Below are 23,138 nucleotides of genomic sequence, written 5' to 3' on the forward strand. Positions count from 1 at the left end.
CATTATCCGGATTGCGATCTGACCCTTAACCAGGGCTCGGGGTCAACCGCTGTTTCTCCGCGCCGGATCTCCAGATACAAATCCGGTGCCACTTCATCATTACCGGGCATCTCCCCGATGGGCTCGCCCGCCAGAACCGACTGACCCGCCTCGGCATAGATGGAAGCTAGCCCAGCCAGCACAATATAGTAGTCATCGCCTGCACTCAGGATCAATAGTCCGTTATATGTATTAAATGACCCGGCGTATTCGATGCGCGCATCAAAGGGGGCGACAACCTGCCCTCCGGCGCGGGCACGAATCCGGATACCCTCCAGCGGTTCGTTATTCTCGTCATCCTGCCGGAAGCGCAGCACGATCGGCCCTTCTACAGGCGGCCGCAGCTCTCCGCGGCTATCGGCAAAGCGCAGCGTTTCAATCGGTGCCATGGCCGCGCGGGCCACGACCAGACCATCCTCGGGACGCAAGGCCGGGGCCGGAATATCGTCACCGCGGATCAGCCGTCTTGGATTAAAGCGGGGTGAAATTTCCGTCATCCCGCGCAGGGTTTCGAGTAATTGCCGCAAGGTGCGCGCCTGTTCACCGGCTGTGGCGGCGACATCGGCCAGCCGTTCGGCATCTCCCCGGCGGCGCGCTTCCAGCTGCCGGCGTTCGGCCAATAGCTGGCGGATCGTATCCTGGCGGGCACTCAGCTCCTGCTCGGTCGAGGCCAGATCCAGCCGCTCGGCTTCGACGGCCTCCCGCACGGCGCGTAAATTGTCGAGCTCCGCTGCGAGCGCGGCGGCCCGGTCCTGCAATTGAGGCGTGATGGCCGCCAGAAGGCTTGCGGCGCGCGCGGCTTCCTCGGCCTCGCCCGGAGAGGTCGCCAGCGCCGGCGGAGCCCCGCGTTCAATGCGTTGCAGGGCGGCGAGCACATCAATCAGCGCTTCCCGATCCGCCAGTAGCCGTTCCAGAATGGCATCTTCCTGTGTGGTCAGCGTGTCAATGCGGCGTTCGATATCCAGCGCAGCCTGTTCGCTGCTGGAGACGCGATTGGCGGCATTCACCAGCCGGGTTTGCAGTTCGACAATCTCGGCAGCCAGGGCTTCGGCTTCCAGCCGCGCGGCTTCGGCGCGTTCTGCGGCCTCATCTTCCTCCTGTTCCAGACGCTCGATCTCCGCAGGATCCGGCGTCGGCGGATCGCCGGCCGTCTGGAGCGCGAGAATGAGGGCAGGAAGCCACATGGCATCAATCCCGGTGATACGGCGAGCCGGACAGGATGGACACGGCCCGGTAGAGCTGCTCGGCCAGCATGGCCCGGACCAGCATGTGGGGCCAGACCGCTTTCCCGAATGACACTATCATATCCGGATTGGCAAAAACTGTCCGGTCCAGCCCGTCAGCGCCGCCGATCACGAAACAGGCGTCGCGAATACCGTCATCGCGCCAGCGCGCCAGTGCATCGGACAATTCGCGTGACGACAGCGCCTTGCCCCGTTCATCCATCAGACAAACGGCGGCGCCATCGGGAATCTGAGCCGCAAGGGCTGATGATTCCGCCGCGCGGGATTTGAACGGCTTGGGATCAATCTCGGTCTCTGACAGTGGCCCCAGGGCGATTTGTGGCCCGCTGGCGCGTATGCGTTCGGCATAGCGCTGGATCAGTTCGCGTTCCGGGCCGGACTTCAGCCGCCCGGATGCGATAATCCGCAATTGCATGCGGGATCAGCCTTCAGGCTTTTCAGGAGAATCCACCGACCACATGCGTTCCAGATTGTAGAAGGTGCGTACTTCCGGACGGAACAGATGAACCACGACATCGCCGGCATCAATCAACACCCAGTCGGCGGTCGCCAGTCCTTCGGCACGGGCCCGGCCATGACCGGATTCCTTCAGCGCGCGGATCACATGATCCGCAATCGCACCGACATGCCGGTGCGAGCGTCCCGAAGCGATAATCATGAAGTCGGTGACCGATGATTTTCCACGCAGATCGATGGAAATGATATCTTCCGCCTTGTCATCCTCCAGAAGGCCTGTGATGAGGCTTTCGAGGGCTTCGCTTGTGGCATCGCCGCCTTTGGCGATAACGGGGGCGGTTTCGGCGGTTTTGGCCGTCCGATCAGCTTGCGTGGTCAGTGGTCTGCTCCTGCATGAATGTCTGAAAATTCAGCATAGCACAGACTTTACGCACGTTCGAGCCAGTAGAGTGTGAAATAGCCGCGGGCATCACTCCAGTCCTGCTTGACCACCAGCCCGGCACTCGCCGCCAGCGCTGTAAAGCGCTCTATCGAGAATTTGTGGGAGTTCTCGGTATGAATCGTCTCGCCGGCTGACATGCGGAATGTCTGGCCCGATACGGAAAATTCCGTGTCGCGTTTGGCGACCAGATGCATCTCGACGCGCGCGGCATCGCTGGTCCAGACCGCCTTGTGGTCGAATGCATCGGTCTCGATCGTTCCGTTCAGCTCCCGGTTGATGCGGGTCAGGAGGTTGAGATTGAAGGCGGCCGTCACACCGCTGGCATCATCATAGGCATTCTCGAGTATGTCGGCCGATTTGACGCGGTCGGCACCGATGAGCAGGGCATCTCCCGGCCGCAACCAGCCGCGGATCGTCTCCAGCAGCGCCTTGGCGCCGCCCGGCTCGAAATTTCCGATCGTCGAGCCCGGAAAGAAGACCAGCCGCTTTCCATCCGGAATCGGCAGGTCTTCCAGGGGAACCGGTTGGGTAAAGTCCGCGCAGATCGCCCCGACCGACAGGCCGTCATATCGCGCGGCGAGGTCTTCACACGCAGAGATCAGATGCTCTTTCGAGATGTCGAGCCCGATATAGGCGGCCGCCCGGTCCAGCGCGTTGAGAAGCTTGTCGATCTTGACGCTGGAGCCGGAGCCCGGCTCGATCACGACTGCGCCGCTGCCGGCCTTGGCGGCAATTTCGCCGGCGATGGCATCCAGAATGCCAAGCTCGGTTCGGGTGACGTAATAATCTTCGGTATCGGTGATGTCATCGAACAATGCCGACCCCCGCGCATCGTAAAAATGCTTGGGCGGGATGGATTTTTGTGGCCGGGACAGGCCCTCCAGCACGTCATCCTGAAAGCGGGATTTGGGCGGGTGCAGGTCGTTGAAGAAGGAAAGCGTGCCAGCATGGCTCGGCATAGTCATGAAAAAAGCTCGATTGTGGCTGGCAGAACGGGGCTAGGTGTCGCGCATAAGCGACGAGGCCTCACTATGTAGGGGTTCAGTCAGATAGGTCCACCCCGGAGCCGGCTTCCGGGCGATCAGTTTGGCGTGAGTTTCCGTTACCCGGCTGGCGGCCATGCTTCGGGCTGCTGGCGACAGACGCGCCCGTATCGGATCCTGCGGCCGCGCGATGATGGCAATGGGGGTCGACGCCGCGATCTCGCGCCAGCGCCGCCAGCGATGAAACTGTTTGAGATTGTCCGCACCCATGATCCAGACGAAGTGAACCTTGGGATAGCGCCGGTGCAAGACGCTCAGGAGTTCTGCCGTGGTCCGGATGCCGGTGCGCAATTCGATATCGCTGATCACCATGCGAGGGCCGGTAGCGGCGTCCTCAACGCTTGCAAATCGCCGGGAGTAATCTCCGGCCAGATGTGATTTCAGCGGGTTTTGCGGCGAGACGATCCACCAGACCCGGTCCAGCCCCAATTGCTTGAGGGCTGTTTGCGCGACATGGCGGTGCCCGGCGTGAACGGGATCAAAACTGCCGCCAAACAGACCAATCGTCATGCCAGGCGCCAGCGCTTCGCTTTTGAGCAGCGATGCGCGGCGGCCGCGCCGTATGGCACCGGCAAAACGGACCGGGCGAGACTGCCGGTTCACGGCGTCCAGCGCTCTTCGGGCTCGTCCGGCGTTTCCGCCTCGATCCGTTCTTCCTTTTCCTGGGCGCGGGCGGCCTTGATCTGCTCCCAGAGGGCAAATTGCGCCTCGCGCATGCCCTTATTACTGGCCGCTGACAACTGCATGACCGGTTTGCCGCACTCGGCTTCCAGAGCGGCAGATTTTTCGGCGATATCCTCCGCATTCATGGCATCAATCTTGGACAGGGCAACGATTTCGGGCTTGTCGACCAGCCCACCGCCATAGGCGTCCAGCTCGGTGCGGACCGTCCGGTAGTCGCGCAGCAGATCGTCATCCTGTGAACTGCCATCCACCAGATGCAACAGCACCGTGGCAAGCGCTCGACATGGCCGAGGAACAGATCGCCCGTGCCCCACCCTCGGACGCGCCGTCGATCAGCCCGGAATATCGGCCACCACGAATTCCACATTGTGCACGCCGACCACGCCCAGATTGGGATGCAGCGTGGTAAACGGATAATCCGCGATCTTGGGCCGGGCGTTGGAGGTGGTCGCCAGAAACGTGGACTTGCCCGCATTGGGCAGCCCCAACAGCCCCACATCGGCAATCAGCTTGAGCCGCAGCCAGATCGTGCGCTCGACCCCCTCCTGCCCCGGATTCGCCCGGCGCGGGGCCTGGTTCGTCGAGGTCTTGAACCGCACATTGCCCCAGCCGCCATTGCCGCCCTTGGCCAGCTGCACCCGCTGGCCTACTTCGGTCATGTCGGCGATCACCGTCTCCTCGTCTTCGTCGAGGATCTCGGTGCCCACCGGCACCCGCAGCACGATATCCTCGCCGCTGTGGCCGGTGCGCTGACGGCCCATGCCGTGCTGACCGTTCTGGGCAAAGAAATGCTGCTGATAGCGAAAGTCGATCAGCGTGTTGAGCCCGTCCACCGCCTCGGCCCAGACCGAGCCGCCATGCCCGCCATCTCCGCCATCGGGGCCGCCGAATTCGACATACTTCTCCCGCCGGAAGCCGACGGCTCCGTTTCCGCCATCGCCGGATTTGATAAAGATTTTGGCCTGATCAAGAAATTTCATGGGTGCGGTCTACCTGTTTTACGCGTGCATGTGTAGCGCCATGTCTGCATGCGCGCTGGCAGCCATGCGTCCAATGGAAAAGACGTGCGAGCGTTTTCCGGTATCAGCGAAACCAAGCTTCTCCAGCACGCGGCCGGACGCCGGGTTTTCCAGAAAATACCCGGCCTGAAAGCGCGTGATGCCGTGCTCGCGTGCATAATCAAGCAGGCTGCGGCCCGCCTCGGTTGCGTATCCGTTTCCCCACATCTCGCAGCTCACCCAGTAGCCGAGCTCCCAGACGCCGCCGTCATGGGGATTGAGGCCGATGACGCCGATGCGCTCGCCATCCTCGCGCCGGATGATCAAGCGGACATGGTCGCCCCTGTTCTGCTCGGCTGCGCGCATCATCAGGATAAAACCTTCCACGAAAAGCGGCGGATTGGGCGACGGGATACGCCCTGTCATGCGGGCGATTTCAGGCCTCGAACTCGCACGTGAGAGCCAGGGTGCATCGCCAGGCTCGAGCGGTCTTAGATTGAGCCGTTCCGTTTCGATCACGCCAAAGGGTTCCGTGAAGCAAACGCTGCGATTGGCTGGGATGTCCCTCATGAGCGGGTCTCCGGCGGGGAAAAGAAAAGGGGAGGCGGAACCCGCCTCCCCTGAATTCTTGTCAGCCACCGGTTCCGCCTGTTGGTGAGGCAGTCCGGGTCTGTCCGTCCGCCCTATTTGGCCTCTTCAGCCGCGACGACCGAACAGAACATCTTGCCGCCGGCTTTCTTGGCAAAAGCGACGCGGCCTTCGGTCAGCGCGAACAGGGTGTGATCCTTGCCCATGCCGACATTGTCGCCCGGATAGAATTTGGTGCCGCGCTGACGCACGATGATGTTGCCCGGAATGACCGCCTGGCCACCGGATTTCTTGACTCCAAGGCGCCGGCCTTCTGAGTCGCGTCCGTTACGGGATGAACCGCCAGCTTTTTTATGTGCCATGGATTAGTCCTCCGACTTCTTCGCAGCCGGCTTCTTGGCTGCGGTGGATTTCTTCGGGGCAGCCTTCTTGGCGGCCGGCTTCTTGTCAGCCGCAGCTTTTGGCGCGGCCTTCTTGGCTGCAGGCTTGGCATCCGCCTTGGCCGCGGCCTTTTTCGGTGCCGCGGTCTTGGCGACAGGTGCGGTGTCGGCGGCAGCAGCTTTCTTCGGCGCAGCGGCTTTCTTGGCGGCCGGCTTGTCGCCCGGGGCCAGGATTTCCGAAATGCGCAGCTTGGAGAACCACTGACGATGACCGGCCTTGCGGCGGTAATTCTGACGGCGGCGCTTCTTGAAGACGATGATCTTCTTGCCACGGCCGTTTTCAACGAGCTCGGCCACAACCGAGGCACCGGTGATCATAGGTGCGCCGACGGTGACGCCCTTGTCGCCGCCCAGCATCAGCACGTTCTCGAGAACGATGCTGTCACCGGCTTCACCTTCAATTTTTTCGACGGAGATCTCGTCGCCCGGGGCGACGGTATACTGCTTGCCGCCAGTCTGAATGACTGCGAACATGGTTTTTCCTTTCTACAACAGGACTTTATGCCTGTTCTTTTTCTTCCCCGCCTGTCCCGGCGGGCGTTGTTAACCGGCTTGAGGCCGCAATGAGCGCGGGACATACCCTTTCCGGGACGCAAATGTCAACGCGGAAAAGCGCATGGCTACGTGCAATATCCGGTTCGGCCCGGCTTTTTCCTCTCCCGAATACAGCGCCCCGCGATGCAGCGACAACCCTGTATGGATTCCGGTATTGCCTTACTGTGTATTACACGGTATAGTGCGCCGTATGGTAGAGACATCCGCTCCGTTTTCGAAACTTGAACTGGAATTGCGCCGCGGCGCGATCGTGCTGGCCGCGCTCTCGCAGCTGAAAACGGCCCAGTATGGCTATTCATTGCGGCAGGCGCTGGCGGCGCGCGGCATGGAAATAGAGGAAGGCACGCTCTACCCGCTGCTGCGGCGGCTGGAGGGGCAGGGCCTTTTGACCAGCGAATGGCAAATCAGGGACGGGCCACCCCGGCGCTATTACGTGCTGAGTGCGGATGGCGAGCAGCTTTATGCAAGACTTTCAACATCCTGGCGCGCCTTGAGCGTGGTCATGGACGATCTCATCGACGACGGAGCGGGACAATGAAGGCTGATGAAATGATCGCGCGGTATGCGCACGCTGTCGCGCAACGCCTGCCACAGGCCATGCGCGACGATGTCAGCGCAGAGCTGGAAGCTCTGTTGACCGAAGAGCTCGAGGCGAAATCTGCCGGCGGAACGCCCGACGAGGCGGCCGCCCGCACCTTGCTGGCCAGGTTTGGCCCGCCGGCTGCCATGGCGTTGAATTATTACACACCCGCACCAGTGATTGACCCGCGCGACACACCGCTATTCGGAAAAATCGCGGCCATCTTTCTGACCGCGCTGGTGATTCTGGCGGTCAGCGTCGGCTTGTCAGATCCCGGCGCTGGCACCGATCCAGAAATGACCGCCCGCCTCATTGATGAGACGGCGATGGCCGGTTTGAAATTCCTCGGCGCACTGCTGGTCGTTTTCTGGGGCATCGGTGCCCTGCGCCGCCGGATGCCGCCGGGCGCATGGTCACCGAAATCGCTGCCGCCCGTGCGCGATCCGGATGCTATCAACCGGCCGTTATACGCGCTCGCCACTGGTTTCTGGTCGGCAGGCCTTGCAGTGCTTGTTGCTGGACCGGCACAGGTGATGGATTTCGTCTCCGGCGGGGCGGCACCACCGGCGCTGCTGGAGGCCTTCGCCTATGACAGCGTCTTCGCCGCGGAGCGGGCGCTGTTTCTCTGGTTGGCGCTGGGCTTCGCCATCGCTCTGACGGCCTGGCAGGCGATCGCGGGCCGCCGCTCGCGTACCGCTCGTCGCATCGATGCCGCCGCGACCCTGATTTTGTCTGCCATCCTGTTCCAGATCGCTCTCGCCGGCGACATCTTCGCCGCCGAGCCGGCCAATCAGTATATGAAGCTGGCCATGGCCTTGTTCGGTGGCTGGGGCTTTATCGATAGCGGGTCCGCACTTCTTCGGGAGTGGCGGACAAGCCGCGCCCGGCCCGTCCCGGCTTAATCCTGAAGCCCGGCAGCGGGCCAGGGGCAGCTGATTTCCCCTTTAAAGTGTGTCGCTGCGGAGAAGTGCCAGAGGGGTCGCCCCTCGTGCTGGCTTTTGCCAGCGCGATACCCTTGATTTTGATCGACCACTCGGCTTTAAAGCGTGTCCCTGCGGAGAGGTGCCAGAGTGGTCGATCGGGGCGGTCTCGAAAACCGTTGAGCGCGCGAGCGTTCCGAGGGTTCGAATCCCTCTCTCTCCGCCAGCTATTCCTGTCTCATTCGGGTGTTCGCAAAGACGCGCCAAATAGCGCAGCGTTTCCGCGGGTTAGCGGCCCGTAGTGGAACTGTAGACGGTCGCAATTCCGGCCATTCCAGCCATTTTCTGCGCGTGTCTCTGTCCAGTGCATCAGACGCTTCGGGAAGGGGTAATTCCCTGCTGTCAGGGAAATTTACAGGGAATTCGAGCTGAAATGTGGTGCTCCGCCCGATGTTCGCACGCAAAATCAATGACTTGTGGCTCTTCATCTGCAATCAGAGCAGGGAATTTTTTCAAGCGAGCAGGGAAATTGCGCCGGAGAGCAGGGAAATCTCGGGGCTTATAGCCTTGTTACCGGAAGCCGAATTTTCGTTCCTGTTGGTCCCAATCAAAGGGGATTCCGGAGCGCACGATGCGTTCAAGACTGAGATCGGGCGGCTGGGTTCCGGTCAGGATCGCTTCCTGGATACGCGGTGACAGGAAGGCGAGATTGGCCCGCACGCGTATGAAGGCATCGGAGGTCTTTTCTGACCTGGCGATAGTGGCCGCTGAAACCCCGGCCTTCATCTGCTCAATCCATCGATGAGATTTGGCGAGCGTTGATACCAGGGTCGGGTCCGGGGCCGGCTTCATGTCACCGGCCACGATCCGGGTTTCGACACCGCGCCGGCGGGTCGCAAATGGCGTGGTCATGACCAAGGCGTTGTCGTCGATCTGATCGAGCGGTAAATTGAAACGCGCTGCCAGCGCTGCCTTGTCGAGGCGGATGTCCAGTTGCCCTGAGGCGATGGCCACCCGGTCGACCAGCAAGCAAAACTCGGCAGCGGATGTGCTCGAAGCCGAACCCCCAAGTTCTGCCGCCAGATCCGCGCTCGCACTAGCGGCGTCTTTCAATAATGTGCGTCGATTTCCGGCAGTGGTCAGATGGCTCCGAACCGCCTGGCCGATGGTTTCTTCAAGGGCGGGCGCAGGTAGACGCCAGGCGGAACCGTTGGTCGACGCCCCTCTGGACGTCGAAACATAATAGCGATGCGCCTTACCGGATTTCCCGCGTGTGTGGGTTGGTGTCAGACGGTTTCCATGCGCGTCAAACACGCGGCCCGACAGGGGTGATCGGGACCGCCCTGATGCTGACACGGTGCCGCGTGGTTTGCGACCATTGATGGTGAGCTTGTCCTGGACGCGGTCAAAGAGGTCTGGGTCGATGATGGCATCGTGCTGGCCTGGATAGACATTATCTCGGTGGCGGACCATGCCTGCATAGATCGGGTTGGTGAGGATGAAATGGATCTGGCCGCGCCGTAGTGGCTCACCACCATAGGTGACCCCGCTCTTGAACTGGCGGGGCTTGGACAGAATTCCTGCCTCGAGCGGGTGTTGTCATGTGTGGACGGCCCCCGTTTAGCAAGGGTTGATTTGGGTGACTTTTGATCATTGCGGGTTGCGGTCATGTGTCCGGCCTATTGACGCGGTAGCGATGACCGCTGGCCCTGATGAAGTCCGCGTGCTGAGATCCCTCTCAGAGGATCGAGCTCTTACGCCCTGACAACGCCTCGGGTTTTCCTCAGCTGCGGCCCCGTTTGATCATCATCACTTACATCTGCCCTCGCATCTCTTCAGCGGTGCCGTGTGGGCTACCGCATGCTCTGTTTCACACCATTGCAGGTGCCCGATAGGTCTCGCCGCGTGCCAGCACCGCCCAGGCGATGCGCGCGGTCTTGTTGGCCATCGCCACAGTGGCTACGCGTGCCGGCTTGCGCTCCAGCAGACGCCTGACCCAGTTGCCCGTTGCCGACGTGTTGGTGCCAACGCGCCGGATGACCGAGGTCGCCCCCACCACAAGAAGCCTGCGCAGATATCCATCGCCCATCTTTGATATGCACCCCAGACGGTCCTTACCACCCGACGAGTTCTGGCGTGGCACCAGCCCAAGGAAGGCGGCGAACTGGCGTCCGGACTTGAACACCGATGGGTCGGGTATGCTCGCGGACAGTGCGGTCGCCGTGATCAGGCCTACGCCAGGTATGGTCTCCAGTCGCTGACTGGTTTCATCTTCGCGGTGCCAGGCCATGAGCCGACGCTCCAGTGCACGGATCTCAGCCGCCAGATTATCGAGCTGGGCCATCAGGCTGCTCAGGGCCGAGCGAGCGATGTCTGGCAAGCCGGGCATCTCCTCATCGCGCATCGCTTCGAGCAGAGCGGCCAGCTTGTGTGGACCCTGCGCTGTGATGATGCCGAACTCGGCCAGATGGCCGCGGATCGCATTGAGCACCATGGTGCGTTGGCGCATCAGGAGATCGCGCGTCCGGTGCAGCATCATCACACCCTGGCGCTGCGCACTCTTGACCGGAACAAATCGCATGGTGGGCCGCGTCACCGCCTCGCAGATCGCCTCAGCATCAGCCACATCATTCTTCTGACGCTTGACGTAGGGCTTCACATAGGCCGGCGGGATCATCTTCACCTTATGGCCCAATGCGCCGATCTCGCGGGCCCAGAAATGGGCTGTGGCGCAAGCTTCCAGCCCGACCAGGCAGGGTGGCAGGTCGCGCAGGAAATCCAGAACGCCATTCCGGCGCAGTTTCTTGCGGAACAGGACTTCACCATGCGCGTCAACGCCGTGAAGCTGAAAAACAGATTTGGCCAGATCAATGCCGATTGTTGTAAGAGTCATCGTGGACGGTTCCTTCCGTTGCTGCTGTCTAACAGCTCCAGCATGGCACATTGCGATGCCGTAGGTCGGGGCCGTCCACCCCATCAGAAGAAACCCCTCGTTAGCGGATTGCCCAATATTTTTGCCGAATGAGAAATCCGTTCCGCTATTTCAAGACGTCACCTGAAGTGATCCGACTGGCTGTGATGATGTACGTCCGGTTCCCGTTGTCGCTACGGAATGTTGAAGACCTGCTGCATGAGCGTGGCATCGATGTTTGTCATGAGACGGTGCGCTTCTGGTGGAACCGGTTCGGCCCAATGTTTGCCGGAGAAATCCGCCGGAAGCGGGCGGACCGCCTTCGCGCCTGGCCGCAGTGGCAATGGCATCTGGACGAGGTATTTGTGAAGATAAATGGCGAGATGCACTACTTGTGGCGCGCCGTTGACCACGAAGGTGAAGTGCTCGAGGCCTATGTGACGAAACGCCGGAATCGTAAAGCAGCACTACGTTTTCTGCGGAAAGCGATGAAACGATACGGTCGTCCAGAAGTCATTGTTACCGATCGGCTGAAGTCCTATCGGGCGGCCATGAAGACCATCGGAAACGAAAGTAAACATGATGTCGGGAGGTGGCTCAACAATCGGGCCGAGAACTCGCATTTACCGCTACGAAGGCGCGAGCGAGCCATGCTCCGGTTCCGACGAATGCAAAGTCTCCAGAAATTCGCCGCCGTCCATTCCTCCGTCCACAATCACTTCAATCTCGAACGCCACATCAATGACCGGAACTGGTTCAAAGAGAACCGGCAAATCGCCCTGACCGAATGGCGGCAGCTTGCCGCCTAAACCGACGAAACCTGCCAGTCTGAGACCAGTTCGCTTTGGTCTGACAACACCAGTCAAAGAATTCGGTAAAAGTGTATTCCAAGCCGAAAAGGCTAGCGTGAAAGCAACGAGAGTGCCTATGAGGAGCAAAAGGCCGATAGAGTGATTGCGGACTGCTACAATGAACCGGCGTAGAATCATAATCATGCCTCTTTGGGGCAAGGCTCGTCCGGTTGCGCGGCGCAAAGCCATTGCGAACGAAAGTCATAACGTAGACTTTTGCCATTTCTAGCGTTTTTATTTGTCGAGGGGGCTGTCATGTGTGGACGGCCCCCGTTTAGCAAGGGTTGATTTGGGTGACTTTTGATCATTGCGGGTTGCGGTCATGTGTCCGGCCTATTGACGCGGTAGCGATGACCGCTGGCCCTGATGAAGTCCGCGTGCTGAGATCCCTCTCAGAGGATCGAGCTCTTACGCCCTGACAACGCCTCGGGTTTTCCTCAGCTGCGGCCCCGTTTGATCATCATCACTTACATCTGCCCTCGCATCTCTTCAGCGGTGCCGTGTGGGCTACCGCATGCTCTGTTTCACACCATTGCAGGTGCCCGATAGGTCTCGCCGCGTGCCAGCACCGCCCAGGCGATGCGCGCGGTCTTGTTGGCCATCGCCACAGTGGCTACGCGTGCCGGCTTGCGCTCCAGCAGACGCCTGACCCAGTTGCCCGTTGCCGACGTGTTGGTGCCAACGCGCCGGATGACCGAGGTCGCCCCCACCACAAGAAGCCTGCGCAGATATCCATCGCCCATCTTTGATATGCACCCCAGACGGTCCTTACCACCCGACGAGTTCTGGCGTGGCACCAGCCCAAGGAAGGCGGCGAACTGGCGTCCGGACTTGAACACCGATGGGTCGGGTATGCTCGCGGACAGTGCGGTCGCCGTGATCAGGCCTACGCCAGGTATGGTCTCCAGTCGCTGACTGGTTTCATCTTCGCGGTGCCAGGCCATGAGCCGACGCTCCAGTGCACGGATCTCAGCCGCCAGATTATCGAGCTGGGCCATCAGGCTGCTCAGGGCCGAGCGAGCGATGTCTGGCAAGCCGGGCATCTCCTCATCGCGCATCGCTTCGAGCAGAGCGGCCAGCTTGTGTGGACCCTGCGCTGTGATGATGCCGAACTCGGCCAGATGGCCGCGGATCGCATTGAGCACCATGGTGCGTTGGCGCATCAGGAGATCGCGCGTCCGGTGCAGCATCATCACACCCTGGCGCTGCGCACTCTTGACCGGAACAAATCGCATGGTGGGCCGCGTCACCGCCTCGCAGATCGCCTCAGCATCAGCCACATCATTCTTCTGACGCTTGACGTAGGGCTTCACATAGGCCGGCGGGATCATCTTCACCTTATGGCCCAATGCGCCGATCTCGCGGGCCCAGAAATGGGCTGTGGCGCAGCTTCCAGCCCGACCAGGCAGGGTGGCAGGTCGCGCAGGAAATCCAGAACGCCATTCCGGCGCAGTTTCTTGCGGAACAGGACTTCACCATGCGCGTCAACGCCGTGAAGCTGAAAAACAGATTTGGCCAGATCAATGCCGATTGTTGTAAGAGTCATCGTGGACGGTTCCTTCCGTTGCTGCTGTCTAACAGCTCCAGCATGGCACATTGCGATGCCGTAGGTCGGGGCCGTCCACCCCATCAGAGGAAACTCGGTGTTAGCGGGTTGGGCGATATTTTCGCCGGATGAACAAGAACTCATTTCTCTATTTCAAGACGTCGCCAGAGGTCATCCGATTGGCGGTCATGATGTATGTGCGCTTTCCGCTCTCGTTACGAAACGTCGAAGACCTGTGACCTGCGCCCCTTGGCTCCCTCGTTTATTTCGAGAGTCTGAGCCGCGAGACAGTGCGCTTCTGGTGGAACCGGTTTGGGCCGATGTTTGCCGCAGAGATCCGCAGAAAGCGCGCCGATCGGAGGCGCGCCTGAAACGCATTGTTCTGTCCGCGCTCTGGCCGCGCCGCCCCGTCCCGAAGTTATTCGGGCCGGAATCACCCGAGGTCATTCGCCTGGCGGTGGCGAAGTATGTCCGGTTTCCGCCGTCGCCTGCGTACTGACGATGGCCTGCTTCACGAAATGTTCGCGATTGTCTGACGCCACCTGCTGACAGGAAAGTTCAAGCCAGAACGTCGGAGATCCCTGTCTCCGGTCCGGGAAACCACAAAATCCTTATTGGAAGAGAAAAATGAGGCTGGAACCGGAAGGTCCCAGCCTCCTTGACGCGCTGTTATTCCTCGTCCTCGTCATGGCCCGGAATGATGAAGTGCCGGTCGCTGAACGCGAAGGCGGCGGTTGGCATTGCGCCGCTCGCCGGCGTGAGGGCCAGCTGGAAGCGCTCGCCGCTGCACTCACCCGGGGCGGGCGGCATGGCCGTATTCATCACCATGAGGCCGAGATGCTCCCATCCGGCGGGATCGACGGTCCCGGACTGTCCCAGCGGGATGACGTGAATATTCCCGCCGCGCTGACCAAGTGCGAACAGGTTGATGTCGGCTCCCCGGCTAACGTTAATGGTTGTGGCTTGTGGCAAATCGAGCGCGAAAAAATTGACGCCCAATTGTTCCAGAAGCCCCTTGCTTCCGGCCGGGCCGGTGGCGCTGATCGTACCGGAGACTTCGACCGTGCGATTGAAAACCGGTGCCAGATCATAATCCAGCGCATAATTCTGGGCACGCCAGCGGATAACGGCTTCGTTCAGGCTTGAGCCTTCTTCCCGCAGGGCGGCGTCCATTGTCTCCAGACCATCCAGATGCACCGTATTTTCCCAGAAGCGGACGATCATCTCATTGCCATGGACATCGGCGATCGACTGCAAAAGGGTCCACTGTCCGTAATCCAGGCCTTCATCCGATGTGCTCCAGCACCGGCCCGGACGCGAAAAATCGGACGCGACATAATCGGTGGCATCCTGATCGACATCAACGGTCACGGTCTCGATCCACGAAGCGGTGGATTCATAAAGCCAGTCGAGCCCTTCGGTTGAGTCATACGCGTACTGGACGATGTGGTTCAGCTCGTGCGTGGCGGTTGCCCGGATCAGGCTGGACGGTCCGGCATCGCCCAGACCGGCAAAATCATTATCAATGACAAACACGGCGCGGGACGCGGTTTCCTCGCGGGCGTCGGCTGTCCATGGGTTGTCAAAAACCGTCTCGACCGGGCGGGCAAAGCCGAGCACGCCGCCCGCCTCGGTGATGAAGGCGCGGAAAACACCCTCATCATCGCGAATGGGTTCGGCGAAACCGATGGCGATCTGGGCATCAAGACTTTCCTGCAAGGCCGCACCGACTTCATTCGCATAGGCTTCGGACGAGGCATCTTCGCCTTCCAGCGTATAGAAGACGATGAAATCGTCCGTCCGGATTGAAAGGACTTCGCCGCTGAGCGAGATATTCTCGCGCAAGGCCCGCAATTCATCGACAATGACCGCATTCACAAGCGACAGCACAAGGCTGTATTCGCCAGACGAATTGCCGCCACGATAGCGTTCCATGCTGACAGTGTACTGCCCGCCTTCTTCGACGGTCAGCGCGATCGCCGAATTGAGCGATCCGTCGCCGCGGTCATCATTGAGCGCGACCGGTTGCCCGTCCGGGCCCAGCAGCCGCAGCACCGGATCAAGATCTCCCGACAACGCATCGGCCAGAACCAGCAGCGTCTGCCCGGCGTCCAGCGAGACCGGGTATTCCTGCGATGGCTGGTTGTCGTCGATTACGCCAGTATGGCGGGCGAGTTCCGTGCCCTCTATGGCCGTAAAATCATACGGCAGCTCGGCTTCGGGATCGATGGCCGCCGAGATCATGACATCGCCGACATCTGCTCCGGAATAGGAGCCAAGCACCAGCTGATAGCGGCCGGTCTGATTGACTTGCAGAAGAATGCGGGAATTCAGCGTGCCACCTTCGCGGCTGTCATCATTTTGCGCAGCGATACTGCCCGTCGGCGAACGCAGCTCCAGCGTCGTATCGACATTGGGGCTGATTGCGTAGGTGTCGGCAACGAGAATATCGCCTTCGGTCAGGTTCAGGTTGACCGAATGAGTGGGGCTGCCGCTGTTCAGTGTGACAACTTCCTGGGTAAGAATTTGTGCCGCATCCGACAGGCCGAAATCCACACCATCCGTGACGTGCAGCTCAAATGCACCAAAGCTGCCGCCATACCCGGTCACCGATGCCGTATAGACGCCCGGTGACGGGGGCTGGAAAATGATCTGCGATTGCAGCCCGCCGCCAGCGTAGTCGTCGTTTTCCGCCAGAATCTGGCCATTGGCCCCGCTGACGCGCAGGACGGTATCGAAATTGGTATCGGAGACAGTCGTCAGCGTGACCAGGCCGCCATCGGAAAGGTCGATCTGGAAGTCAACGCTCGGCTGGGTCTGGCTGACCTCGCCCGGCCGGACGTCGTCCTGTGCGTCTTGCGCAAATGCCGACGCCGTTGCGCAGGCCAGAATAAGTGAAAGAGCCCCGTAACGCATGAACATCCCCTATCGCTGTCTAGTCTGGTGCTTTTGATGGCAGAGGGCATAGCCATGCCGTTAGGCGACTGCAAGACGCAAATGTTCCGCAGTGGCCCAAATCCGGCTCCAGCCCACAGCGTTTGCCGGCGTCTGCCGAGCCGCTACGAGCGACCGGGTTTTGGGCCTTTGCGTTTCACCCGTTTGAAGGATTGTTGCCCGTCATCATAGCTGGCGCGATGTAGTTTGGGCTTGCCCTTGGATTTGAATTTTGACGGGCTGCCACCTGGCTTGGGCGCGGCATTTCCCGCAGCCGGACGCGCGTCCGGGCTGTCAGCTTTTCTGAAGTGACTTTTTCCGGCGAAAGGTGGTTTCGGCTTGTCCGGATTCGCGCGGAATTTTGGCTTGGCGCCATAGGCCTTGCGGGGCCGTTGCTCTGCCGGACCGGCCTCGGCCTGTTCGTCGCGGCGGCGCGGCGGGCCATCATCGGGGTTATAGCGCGGCGCGGTCGGTGAAGCGGGCCTGGCCCGTTTCTCTTCAGCCCCCGGCTTGCGGAAAGGCTTGTCATCGCGTGCTTTTGCCGGGCGCGCGCCTTGCGGACGTTCCGCCCGCTCCGGGCGTTCCGTACGTTCCGGCCGAACTGCGCGAGCGGGACGCGCCACGGGTTCAGGCCGTTCCGCCGGACGGGCGGGGCGCTCGACATCATCTGCCCGCTTTGCCGGGCGAGCCGGGCGGTCCATTGCCTCGGGTCGCGCCTCGGTCCGGGGCTCGAATTTCCGCTTCGGGCGTTCTTCGCGGACCCGGTTTTGCGGCTTGTTGGTCGGCGCATTGGCGGGATGAATGTAGATCGAGCCTTCTGCCCCGCCGGAGGCTTTGACATGCGCGGCGAAACGCTCGGCATGATCGGCGGCAATTTCAAACAGGGTTTCAGTATCGCCAATCTCGATGGCGCCGACCTCGTTGCGGGTGACATCGCCCATGCGGCAAATCATCGGCAGGAGCCAGCGCGGTTCGGCGCGCTGATTGCGTCCGGCCGTCAGTTTGAACCAGGCACCGCCCACAAAGGGCTCGCGGCGGGCGGTCTTGGTGCGTTCGCCGGCGGCAGGCATCACCATCAGGTCTTCGGCCGACGGCGTCGAGGATTGCATCCGGTGGAGGAAAGCGGCCGCGATTTTCTCGGGGCTGTGCAGGGCCAGCAATTCGCGTGCCTCGCTCAGCGCCTCTTCATCATAATCCTGATGCAGGCTCGGATCGTTCAGCAACCGCTCGCGATCCTTTGCCTTGATATCGTTCAGGCTGGGCGCTTCGCCCCATTCCGCTTCGATATGGGCGCCGCGCAGAAGGCGGTTCATGCGGCCGCGCTGGTTTTGCGGAACAATCATGACGCAGACACCTTGCTGGCCCGCCCGCCCTGTCCGGCCGGAGCGGTGTTTCAATACATCGCTATTGGTTGGCAAATCGGAATGGACCACCAGCTCCAGCCCCGGCAGGTCCAGACCACGCGCCGCGACATCCGTTGCAATGCAGACCCGGGCGCGGCCATCGCGCAGGGCTTGCAGGGCATGGGTGCGCTCTTTCTGGGACAGCTCACCGGACAGCGCAACGGCGGCAAAACCGCGATTGCCAAGTCGGGCAGACAGGCGGTTCACACCTTCGCGGGTGGCGCAGAAAACGATGGCGCGTTCGGCTTCATAAAAGCGCAGCACATTGATCAGGGCATTCTCGCGATCCGCCGGAGCCACGCTCAGCGCGCGGTATTCGATATCGGCGTGCTGCTGGCGCTCGCTGACCGTCGACAGCCGGACGGCATTGGTCTGATAGCGCCGCGCAATATCGGCGATGGATTTCGGCACGGTCGCGGAAAAGAGCAGAGTGCGACGGTCGTCCGGCGCGCCTTCGAGGATGAATTCCAGATCTTCGCGGAAGCCGAAATCGAGCATCTCATCGGCTTCGTCGAGCACCACGGCGCGCAAGGACGACATGTCCAGGGATTTGCGTTCGATGTGATCGCGCAAGCGGCCGGGTGTGCCAACGACAATGTGGCAACCGCGTTCCAGCGCCTTGCGTTCCGAGCGGGCATCCATCCCGCCCACGCAGGACACGATGCGCGCACCGGCTTCGCCATAGAGCCAGAGCAATTCACGCTGAACCTGAAGTGCCAGTTCGCGCGTCGGCGCGACCACGAGGGCCAGTGGGGCGGCGGCATGGTCAAACCGGTCGTCGTCGCCAAGCAGGGTCGGCGCAATGGCAAGGCCGAACGCCACGGTTTTTCCGGAGCCGGTCTGGGCGGAAACAAGAAGGTCGGCGCCAGCGGCCTCGTCGGTGAGGACGGCCTCCTGGACTTCGGTCATTTTGGTATAGCCCTTGCCTTCAAGAGCGCGCGCCAATGCCGGCGCGATACGGGAATTCATGGTCATGACGGGTATTTTTCCAAATGGGCGCAAGGCTTTGATCCGCTCTGGATCAAGGCTCCGGTGTGTTATCAAAGTGCGCTTATCAAGCGTCACCCCATACCGAAGCTTTTCCGCGCCGGGCGCGTCTAGCATACTCCTATCCGAAACGCGATAGGGTGTCGTCGCCTGGACAGACACATTGCCCGTGCGGGCGCGGCAGGCTTGCCAAACCGATTGATGGGCTTAGCTTCGGCCTGAAATGACCGGGAGAGACGCTGATGAAAAACTGGGCAATGGAAATCGAGAAGGCGGCGATACCGGTCGCGGGTCTGGTGGACGTACCCCCGCGGGAGCTGACCGATGGTGAGGCGCGGCTCGGCATCGACGTTTTTGCCCTGACCGCGAACAATATTACCTATGCGGCATTCGGTGACGCCATGCGGTATTGGGACTTTTTTCCGGCGGCGGGCGAGGGGAAGGGCCGTTTGCCGGTCTGGGGATTTGCCGAAGTGTCCGAAAGCCGGTGTCCAGACCTGCCGGTCGGGGAGCGCATCTATGGATATTTCCCGGCAGCTTCGGAATTGATTGTTTCGCCGGCAAAGGTCTCACGCGCCGGTTTTGTCGATGCCAGCGATCACCGGGCGCATCTGCCGCCCGCCTATAATCGCTATGTCCGGTGCAGCGGCGATGCCAGCTATGACCGGGAAATGGAAGCGGAACAGATGGTGCTCCAGCCGCTTTATCTGACAGGTTGGCTGCTGGCCCGCTATCTGCGGGAGGAAAAGGCCGTCGGGGCCAGCCGCGTTTATCTGACCAGCGCGTCCAGCAAAACGGCGATCGGCATGGCGAGTTGCCTGCGCGATTCTCCCGTTGCCGGCGTGAAGATTTGCGCGCTGACCTCCGCCGGTTCACGCGATTTTGTCGACGGTTTGAACCTGTATGATGAAGTGCATCTCTATTCCGATATTGATCGTATGCCGGCGTCACGGCCATCCGTGATGGTGGATTTCGCCGGAGACGCATCGGTGAACCGCGATTTTCACACGCGCTTCGCCGACCAGCTGAAGGCGAATATCCGCGTGGGCGGGGCCCATTGGGAGCAAAGTGCCCCGGCAAGGAATCTACCCGGGCCAAAGCCGGATTTCTTTTTCGCGCCAGACCATCTCGAAAAAGCGCGAGAGGCGTTGGGGTCTGGCGGCTTTATGGCCGCCTATGGCGAAGACTGGATGGCCTTCGCCCGATCGGCCCGGGCCTGGCTTCAGTTTCGCGAATTCAGCGGCGCGAACGCTTGTCTGGAAATCTATAACGGCCTGATCTCTGGCGACGCCATGGCGCGCGATGGTCTCACGATCCGGGTATGAAAAAGCCGCCGGGATAACCGGCGGCTTTCAAACATTTATGCAAACATTTATGCGGGCTGATCTAGCCGCCGAAACCACGGTCCGGTCCGGCACCGGCCGCATTGCCGCGATCCAGAGCATCATGGCCTTCCTGGGCGTCACGTTCCATTTGTTCCCATTCCTCGTCGGTCCGGCAAACGCGGTTTCCGAGGCGGGATCCCGTCTGGCGAATGGTGCGGCACCGCAGTCCGCCCTCTTCGGCGGTCCGGGTTTCCTCCGCCCGTTGTTCTTGCACGACGGCCTGTTCTTCAGCCGTCATCGTGGTGCAGGCGGCAAGTGTAAGCGGCAGAACCGCGAGAAGCGAAATGGTACGAAACATGATGATCCCCGAAAAAACTTGTATTTGAACCTAACCCGGTGAGGTCCGGTGTCCATTCCCCGGCGCATGAAACTTCCGTAATCATTTGCGAGAGCCTCGCAAAAGCAAAAGCGCCCGCCGGTGAGGGCGGGCGCAATGCTCGGAGTGGGTCGTCGGCTTAGTGATCGCCCTGGATGATCAGGGTGACATTACCGCTGCCGCGTTGACGCAGCGCGCCACTATTACCATTGCCGACCTGGATGATGGCACCGGCATTATTGTTGCCGGCCTGATCCGTTACGGCCGAATTGTTCGAGCCCATCTGATAGATGCCGGACAGATTGTTATTCCCGGTTTGAACCGCAGTGGCCCCGTTATTGTAGCCCTGCTGGCCAATGACGGCATCGTTGCGGCGGCCATACTGATCGACATAGGCGTCATTATAGCTGCCTTGCTGGGCGACGGTCGTGCCGTTATGGCTGCCGTCCTGCATGATCAGGATGTGCTGGCGATAGCCGTCCTGGCGAAGCGAGGCGCTGTTGCGCGAGCCGTACTGACGGCCGGCCACTTCATTCTGAACGCCATACTGGTTCACGCGAACCTCGTTACGGCGCGATTGTGCATCAGCAGCGCCGGCCATGCTGACAACGGAAGCGGCGACAAATGCGCCTGCGATCAAGGTGCGAAGTTTCATTTCAAGTCTCCTGTCAAACGGGCCGGTGCGGAATTGCTTGACCGGCTATGTCTCCTGTCTAGAGGAACCGGTATGAGGCGATCCTGAGCGCCGTATTCATGATCAATTCAGCTACCGGGTTGATCCACAAAAGAAAACGCCCGGCGCGGTGGCCGGGCGTGAGTGCCTCAGGAGAGAGAGGGCTAGTAGTTGAAGCGCGAAAAGTTCAGCCGCTGTGTATTGAGCGGCAGATAGGCCCGGCCGCGCTGCGGTGTCGCTGGCATGGCCTGCTGATTGATGCCATCCTGACAGACTAGGCGGCCGGCATTGTCATAAACCCGCAATTCTGCGGCGACCGATACATCGACACCATAGGCGCCTTCATTCAGACGCTCATCCTGCGGGCGGACGCCATGAGGGGCTTCCGGTCCATAACGCGCAGGACCGCGATACATCGTCGTCAGATAATTCCGCGACAGGGTAGACATATAGCGGCTGGGGCGGACCTGGCCGGATTGCGACATGTCGAGATAACCCGTCGGCGTGATCTGATAGGCCGTCATTTCCCAATGGCCGGGACGGTCTGCAGCAGCGCTGGCGGTCAGAAATCCGCTGCCATCGCCAGAGTGACGCACATCAAGTGCGCAATTGGCGGCCGAGGCAGTTCCGGCCGTGATCGCGGCCAGTGCAGCGGCGGAGACCAGAAGTTTCGTTGTAATGCGTGACATGACAGGCTCCTTTCGTGTTGGCGTGATCAAGTCGATGGCCAACATGCCTATTCCTGCCTGACCGGGATGTGAGGCTTGCGTTCACTTTCAATTCAGACGGCCACAACCACGGTCAGTGACAGTCGCCCGGCTGGAAATGAACAGCGTTTACTTTACTGTTCCTGGTGTCGCAAAGGCCGTCAGGGGGAGTGAAAATTGGGCAAGATCGATCCGTTATATCAGGCAAAGTCATGGGGGGACCGGGCCGCCAATCTCGATATTCTGGCGGATCTGCGCGCCAATGATCCATATTACTTCAATCGGAAAGAGGGCTATGTCGATCTCTGGCACATCACCCGCCATGCCGATATTTTCGAGGTGGAGAAGCATTCCGACAGCTTCATTGTCGCGCCGCGCATGGTGCTGATGCCGACCGAGCGGGAGGAAAAGCTCAGGGAATTCACCGGCGGCACGGTGCACATCATCAAGAGCCTCGTTTCCATCGACAAGCCGGAACACCCGCCCTTGCGCATGCTTACGCAAGGCTGGTTCATGCCGAAGAATCTCGCCCGCCTGCAGGGCGCGATGGATGCCTCGGCGGAAACCGCGCTGGAACGTCTGGCCGCTGCGGGGGGCGTCTGCGATTTTGCTCAGGATATTGCACTCGAATACCCCTTGCGGGTCATCATGGCGGCGATGGGTATCCCGTCAGAAGATTATCCGAAAATGCTGAAACTGACGCAGGAATTGTTTTCGCCTGAAGACCCTGACGTCTCGGCTGACGGAAAAACACAGGAGGAGGTGACGGCCGGAATCATCAACACCTTCCTGGAGTTTCACGCCTATTTCACGGCGCTCACCGCGGACCGCAAGGCCAGCCCCCGCGACGATCTGGCCAGCGTCATTGCCAATGCGGAAATCGATGGCGAACCCATCGGCGAGGCTGAACAGCTGGGCTATTACATCATCACCGCCACAGCCGGGCATGATACGACGAGCTTCTCGCTTTCCGAAGCCATCTGGCATCTGGCGCAGAACCCGGACGTGCTGGCCGAGCTGAAGGCCAATCCGGATGAGATGTCGAAAAAGATTGTGGAGGAGTCCATTCGTCTCGCTTCGCCGGTGCGTCACTTCCTGCGAACGGCAACCGAAGACATCAGGATCGGCGACAAGCAATTCTATAAAGGCGATACGCTGATGCTGTGGTTCCCGTCCGGCAGCCGTGATGAAGCCGTTTTTGATGATCCGGACACGTTTAATCCGCATCGGGACATGTCGACCCGCCACGCTTCATTCGGGCATGGCGCGCATATCTGTCTCGGCATGCATCTGGCCCGGCAGGAAAATGCCGCCTTCCTCAAACAGCTGGCAGGCCGCGTAAAATCCATAGAGCTGACCGGCGAGCCGGAATTCAATCATTCGCACTTTGTCGGCGGCATCAAGCATCTGCCGGTGAAGATGGAGCTGGAATAGCG

General features: G+C 60.8%; 20 protein-coding genes, 1 tRNA gene and 3 pseudogenes. 7 read left to right on the plus strand and 17 right to left on the minus strand.

Annotated elements, in window-relative coordinates:
• Positions 1 to 2 precede the first annotated feature (2 nt).
• The 9 genes and pseudogenes from HXX25_RS12935 to rplU all read right to left on the minus strand — a co-directional run bounded on the left by HXX25_RS12935 (position 3) and on the right by rplU (position 6,408).
• Entirely contained in the window at positions 3 to 1,223 is a 1,221-nt protein-coding gene (locus tag HXX25_RS12935) for a murein hydrolase activator EnvC (protein WP_187166310.1), read from the minus strand.
• 4 nt (positions 1,224 to 1,227) lie between these two features.
• Positions 1,228 to 1,698 carry a 23S rRNA (pseudouridine(1915)-N(3))-methyltransferase RlmH gene (rlmH, locus tag HXX25_RS12940; RefSeq protein ID WP_187166311.1) on the minus strand — a complete coding sequence of 157 codons (471 nt, stop codon included), beginning with the start codon at positions 1,696 to 1,698 and terminating at the stop codon, positions 1,228 to 1,230.
• Between the two features lie 6 nt (positions 1,699 to 1,704).
• Entirely contained in the window at positions 1,705 to 2,067 is a 363-nt protein-coding gene (rsfS, locus tag HXX25_RS12945) for a ribosome silencing factor (protein ID WP_370543771.1), read from the minus strand.
• Between the two features lie 98 nt (positions 2,068 to 2,165).
• Positions 2,166 to 3,146 carry an L-histidine N(alpha)-methyltransferase gene (gene egtD / locus HXX25_RS12950; protein ID WP_187166312.1) on the minus strand — a complete coding sequence of 327 codons (981 nt, stop codon included), beginning with the start codon at positions 3,144 to 3,146 and terminating at the stop codon, positions 2,166 to 2,168.
• A gap of 33 nt (positions 3,147 to 3,179) precedes the next feature.
• Complete coding sequence (locus tag HXX25_RS12955; RefSeq protein ID WP_233346723.1) at positions 3,180 to 3,827, minus strand: nicotinate-nucleotide adenylyltransferase; 648 nt, start codon at positions 3,825 to 3,827, stop codon at positions 3,180 to 3,182.
• Positions 3,824 to 4,888 (minus strand): annotated as a pseudogene (gene obgE / locus HXX25_RS14465) (GTPase ObgE). The gene HXX25_RS12955 and the pseudogene obgE overlap by 4 nt, the downstream one beginning before the upstream one ends.
• Positions 4,889 to 4,906: 18 nt before the next feature.
• Positions 4,907 to 5,476 (minus strand): GNAT family N-acetyltransferase, encoded by a 570-nt coding sequence (locus HXX25_RS12965; protein WP_187166313.1) that lies wholly within the window; start codon positions 5,474 to 5,476, stop codon positions 4,907 to 4,909.
• A gap of 113 nt (positions 5,477 to 5,589) precedes the next feature.
• Positions 5,590 to 5,856: a 50S ribosomal protein L27 gene (rpmA, locus tag HXX25_RS12970; RefSeq protein WP_187166314.1), complete on the minus strand. Its 267-nt coding sequence runs from the start codon at positions 5,854 to 5,856 to the stop codon at positions 5,590 to 5,592.
• A gap of 3 nt (positions 5,857 to 5,859) precedes the next feature.
• The gene (rplU, locus tag HXX25_RS14470) at positions 5,860 to 6,408 is read right to left on the minus strand and encodes a 50S ribosomal protein L21 (protein ID WP_187166315.1); all 549 of its coding nucleotides are present in this window, start codon (positions 6,406 to 6,408) and stop codon (positions 5,860 to 5,862) included.
• Positions 6,409 to 6,679: 271 nt separating this feature from the next.
• Here rplU and HXX25_RS12980 point away from each other — a divergent pair, with 271 nt between their 5' ends.
• The 3 genes from HXX25_RS12980 (at position 6,680) to HXX25_RS12990 (ending at position 8,215) form a co-directional block, all read left to right on the plus strand.
• A complete protein-coding gene (locus HXX25_RS12980) occupies positions 6,680 to 7,027 on the plus strand; it encodes a PadR family transcriptional regulator (RefSeq protein WP_187166316.1) in 348 nt (115 codons plus the stop codon).
• Positions 7,024 to 7,971 (plus strand): hypothetical protein, encoded by a 948-nt coding sequence (locus tag HXX25_RS12985; protein ID WP_187166317.1) that lies wholly within the window; start codon positions 7,024 to 7,026, stop codon positions 7,969 to 7,971. The genes HXX25_RS12980 and HXX25_RS12985 overlap by 4 nt, the downstream gene beginning before the upstream one ends.
• A 154-nt stretch (positions 7,972 to 8,125) precedes the next feature.
• Positions 8,126 to 8,215, plus strand: a tRNA-Ser gene (locus HXX25_RS12990).
• A 344-nt stretch (positions 8,216 to 8,559) separates the two neighbouring features.
• Here HXX25_RS12990 and HXX25_RS12995 read toward each other — a convergent pair.
• Positions 8,560 to 9,567, minus strand: a complete 1,008-nt coding sequence (locus HXX25_RS12995; protein WP_187167857.1) for a recombinase family protein — start codon at positions 9,565 to 9,567, stop codon at positions 8,560 to 8,562.
• 292 nt (positions 9,568 to 9,859) lie between these two features.
• Positions 9,860 to 10,882, minus strand: coding sequence for an IS110 family transposase (locus HXX25_RS13000; RefSeq protein WP_187166318.1), 1,023 nt, complete (start codon positions 10,880 to 10,882; stop codon positions 9,860 to 9,862).
• Between the two features lie 128 nt (positions 10,883 to 11,010).
• Between HXX25_RS13000 and HXX25_RS13005 the strand changes: the two genes are divergently transcribed.
• On the plus strand, positions 11,011 to 11,709 hold the full coding sequence (locus HXX25_RS13005; protein WP_187166319.1) for an IS6 family transposase: 699 nt from the start codon (positions 11,011 to 11,013) through the stop codon (positions 11,707 to 11,709).
• A gap of 566 nt (positions 11,710 to 12,275) precedes the next feature.
• On the opposite strand, the pseudogene HXX25_RS13010 reads toward HXX25_RS13005, so the two are convergent.
• Positions 12,276 to 13,297, minus strand: a pseudogene (locus HXX25_RS13010) (IS110 family transposase).
• A gap of 128 nt (positions 13,298 to 13,425) precedes the next feature.
• Between HXX25_RS13010 and HXX25_RS14475 the strand changes: the two are divergent.
• Positions 13,426 to 13,665: pseudogene (locus HXX25_RS14475) on the plus strand (IS6 family transposase); the annotation flags it as partial.
• A 301-nt stretch (positions 13,666 to 13,966) separates the two neighbouring features.
• Here the strand turns inward: HXX25_RS14475 and HXX25_RS13015 are convergent.
• The gene (locus HXX25_RS13015) at positions 13,967 to 16,213 is read right to left on the minus strand and encodes a PPC domain-containing protein (RefSeq protein WP_187166320.1); all 2,247 of its coding nucleotides are present in this window, start codon (positions 16,211 to 16,213) and stop codon (positions 13,967 to 13,969) included.
• A 143-nt stretch (positions 16,214 to 16,356) separates the two neighbouring features.
• Positions 16,357 to 18,609 (minus strand): DEAD/DEAH box helicase, encoded by a 2,253-nt coding sequence (locus HXX25_RS13020; RefSeq protein ID WP_187166321.1) that lies wholly within the window; start codon positions 18,607 to 18,609, stop codon positions 16,357 to 16,359.
• A 254-nt stretch (positions 18,610 to 18,863) separates the two neighbouring features.
• On the opposite strand from HXX25_RS13020, the gene HXX25_RS13025 reads away from it, so the two are divergent.
• Positions 18,864 to 19,946, plus strand: coding sequence for a DUF2855 family protein (locus tag HXX25_RS13025; RefSeq protein WP_187166322.1), 1,083 nt, complete (start codon positions 18,864 to 18,866; stop codon positions 19,944 to 19,946).
• A gap of 61 nt (positions 19,947 to 20,007) precedes the next feature.
• Here the strand turns inward: HXX25_RS13025 and HXX25_RS13030 are convergent, their stop codons facing one another.
• The 3 genes from HXX25_RS13030 to HXX25_RS13040 all read right to left on the minus strand — a co-directional run bounded on the left by HXX25_RS13030 (position 20,008) and on the right by HXX25_RS13040 (position 21,684).
• A complete protein-coding gene (locus HXX25_RS13030) occupies positions 20,008 to 20,304 on the minus strand; it encodes a hypothetical protein (RefSeq protein WP_187166323.1) in 297 nt (98 codons plus the stop codon).
• 157 nt (positions 20,305 to 20,461) lie between these two features.
• Positions 20,462 to 20,977, minus strand: coding sequence for a curlin-associated protein (locus tag HXX25_RS13035; RefSeq protein WP_187166324.1), 516 nt, complete (start codon positions 20,975 to 20,977; stop codon positions 20,462 to 20,464).
• Positions 20,978 to 21,159: 182 nt separating this feature from the next.
• Positions 21,160 to 21,684 carry a hypothetical protein gene (locus HXX25_RS13040; protein ID WP_187166325.1) on the minus strand — a complete coding sequence of 175 codons (525 nt, stop codon included), beginning with the start codon at positions 21,682 to 21,684 and terminating at the stop codon, positions 21,160 to 21,162.
• Between the two features lie 195 nt (positions 21,685 to 21,879).
• On the opposite strand from HXX25_RS13040, the gene HXX25_RS13045 reads away from it, so the two are divergent.
• A complete protein-coding gene (locus HXX25_RS13045; RefSeq protein ID WP_187166326.1) occupies positions 21,880 to 23,136 on the plus strand; it encodes a cytochrome P450 in 1,257 nt (418 codons plus the stop codon).
• Positions 23,137 to 23,138: the final 2 nt, after the last annotated feature.

It is taken from the genome of Hyphobacterium sp. CCMP332 (assembly GCF_014323565.1).
Classification (GTDB): Bacteria; Pseudomonadota; Alphaproteobacteria; order Caulobacterales; family Maricaulaceae; genus Hyphobacterium.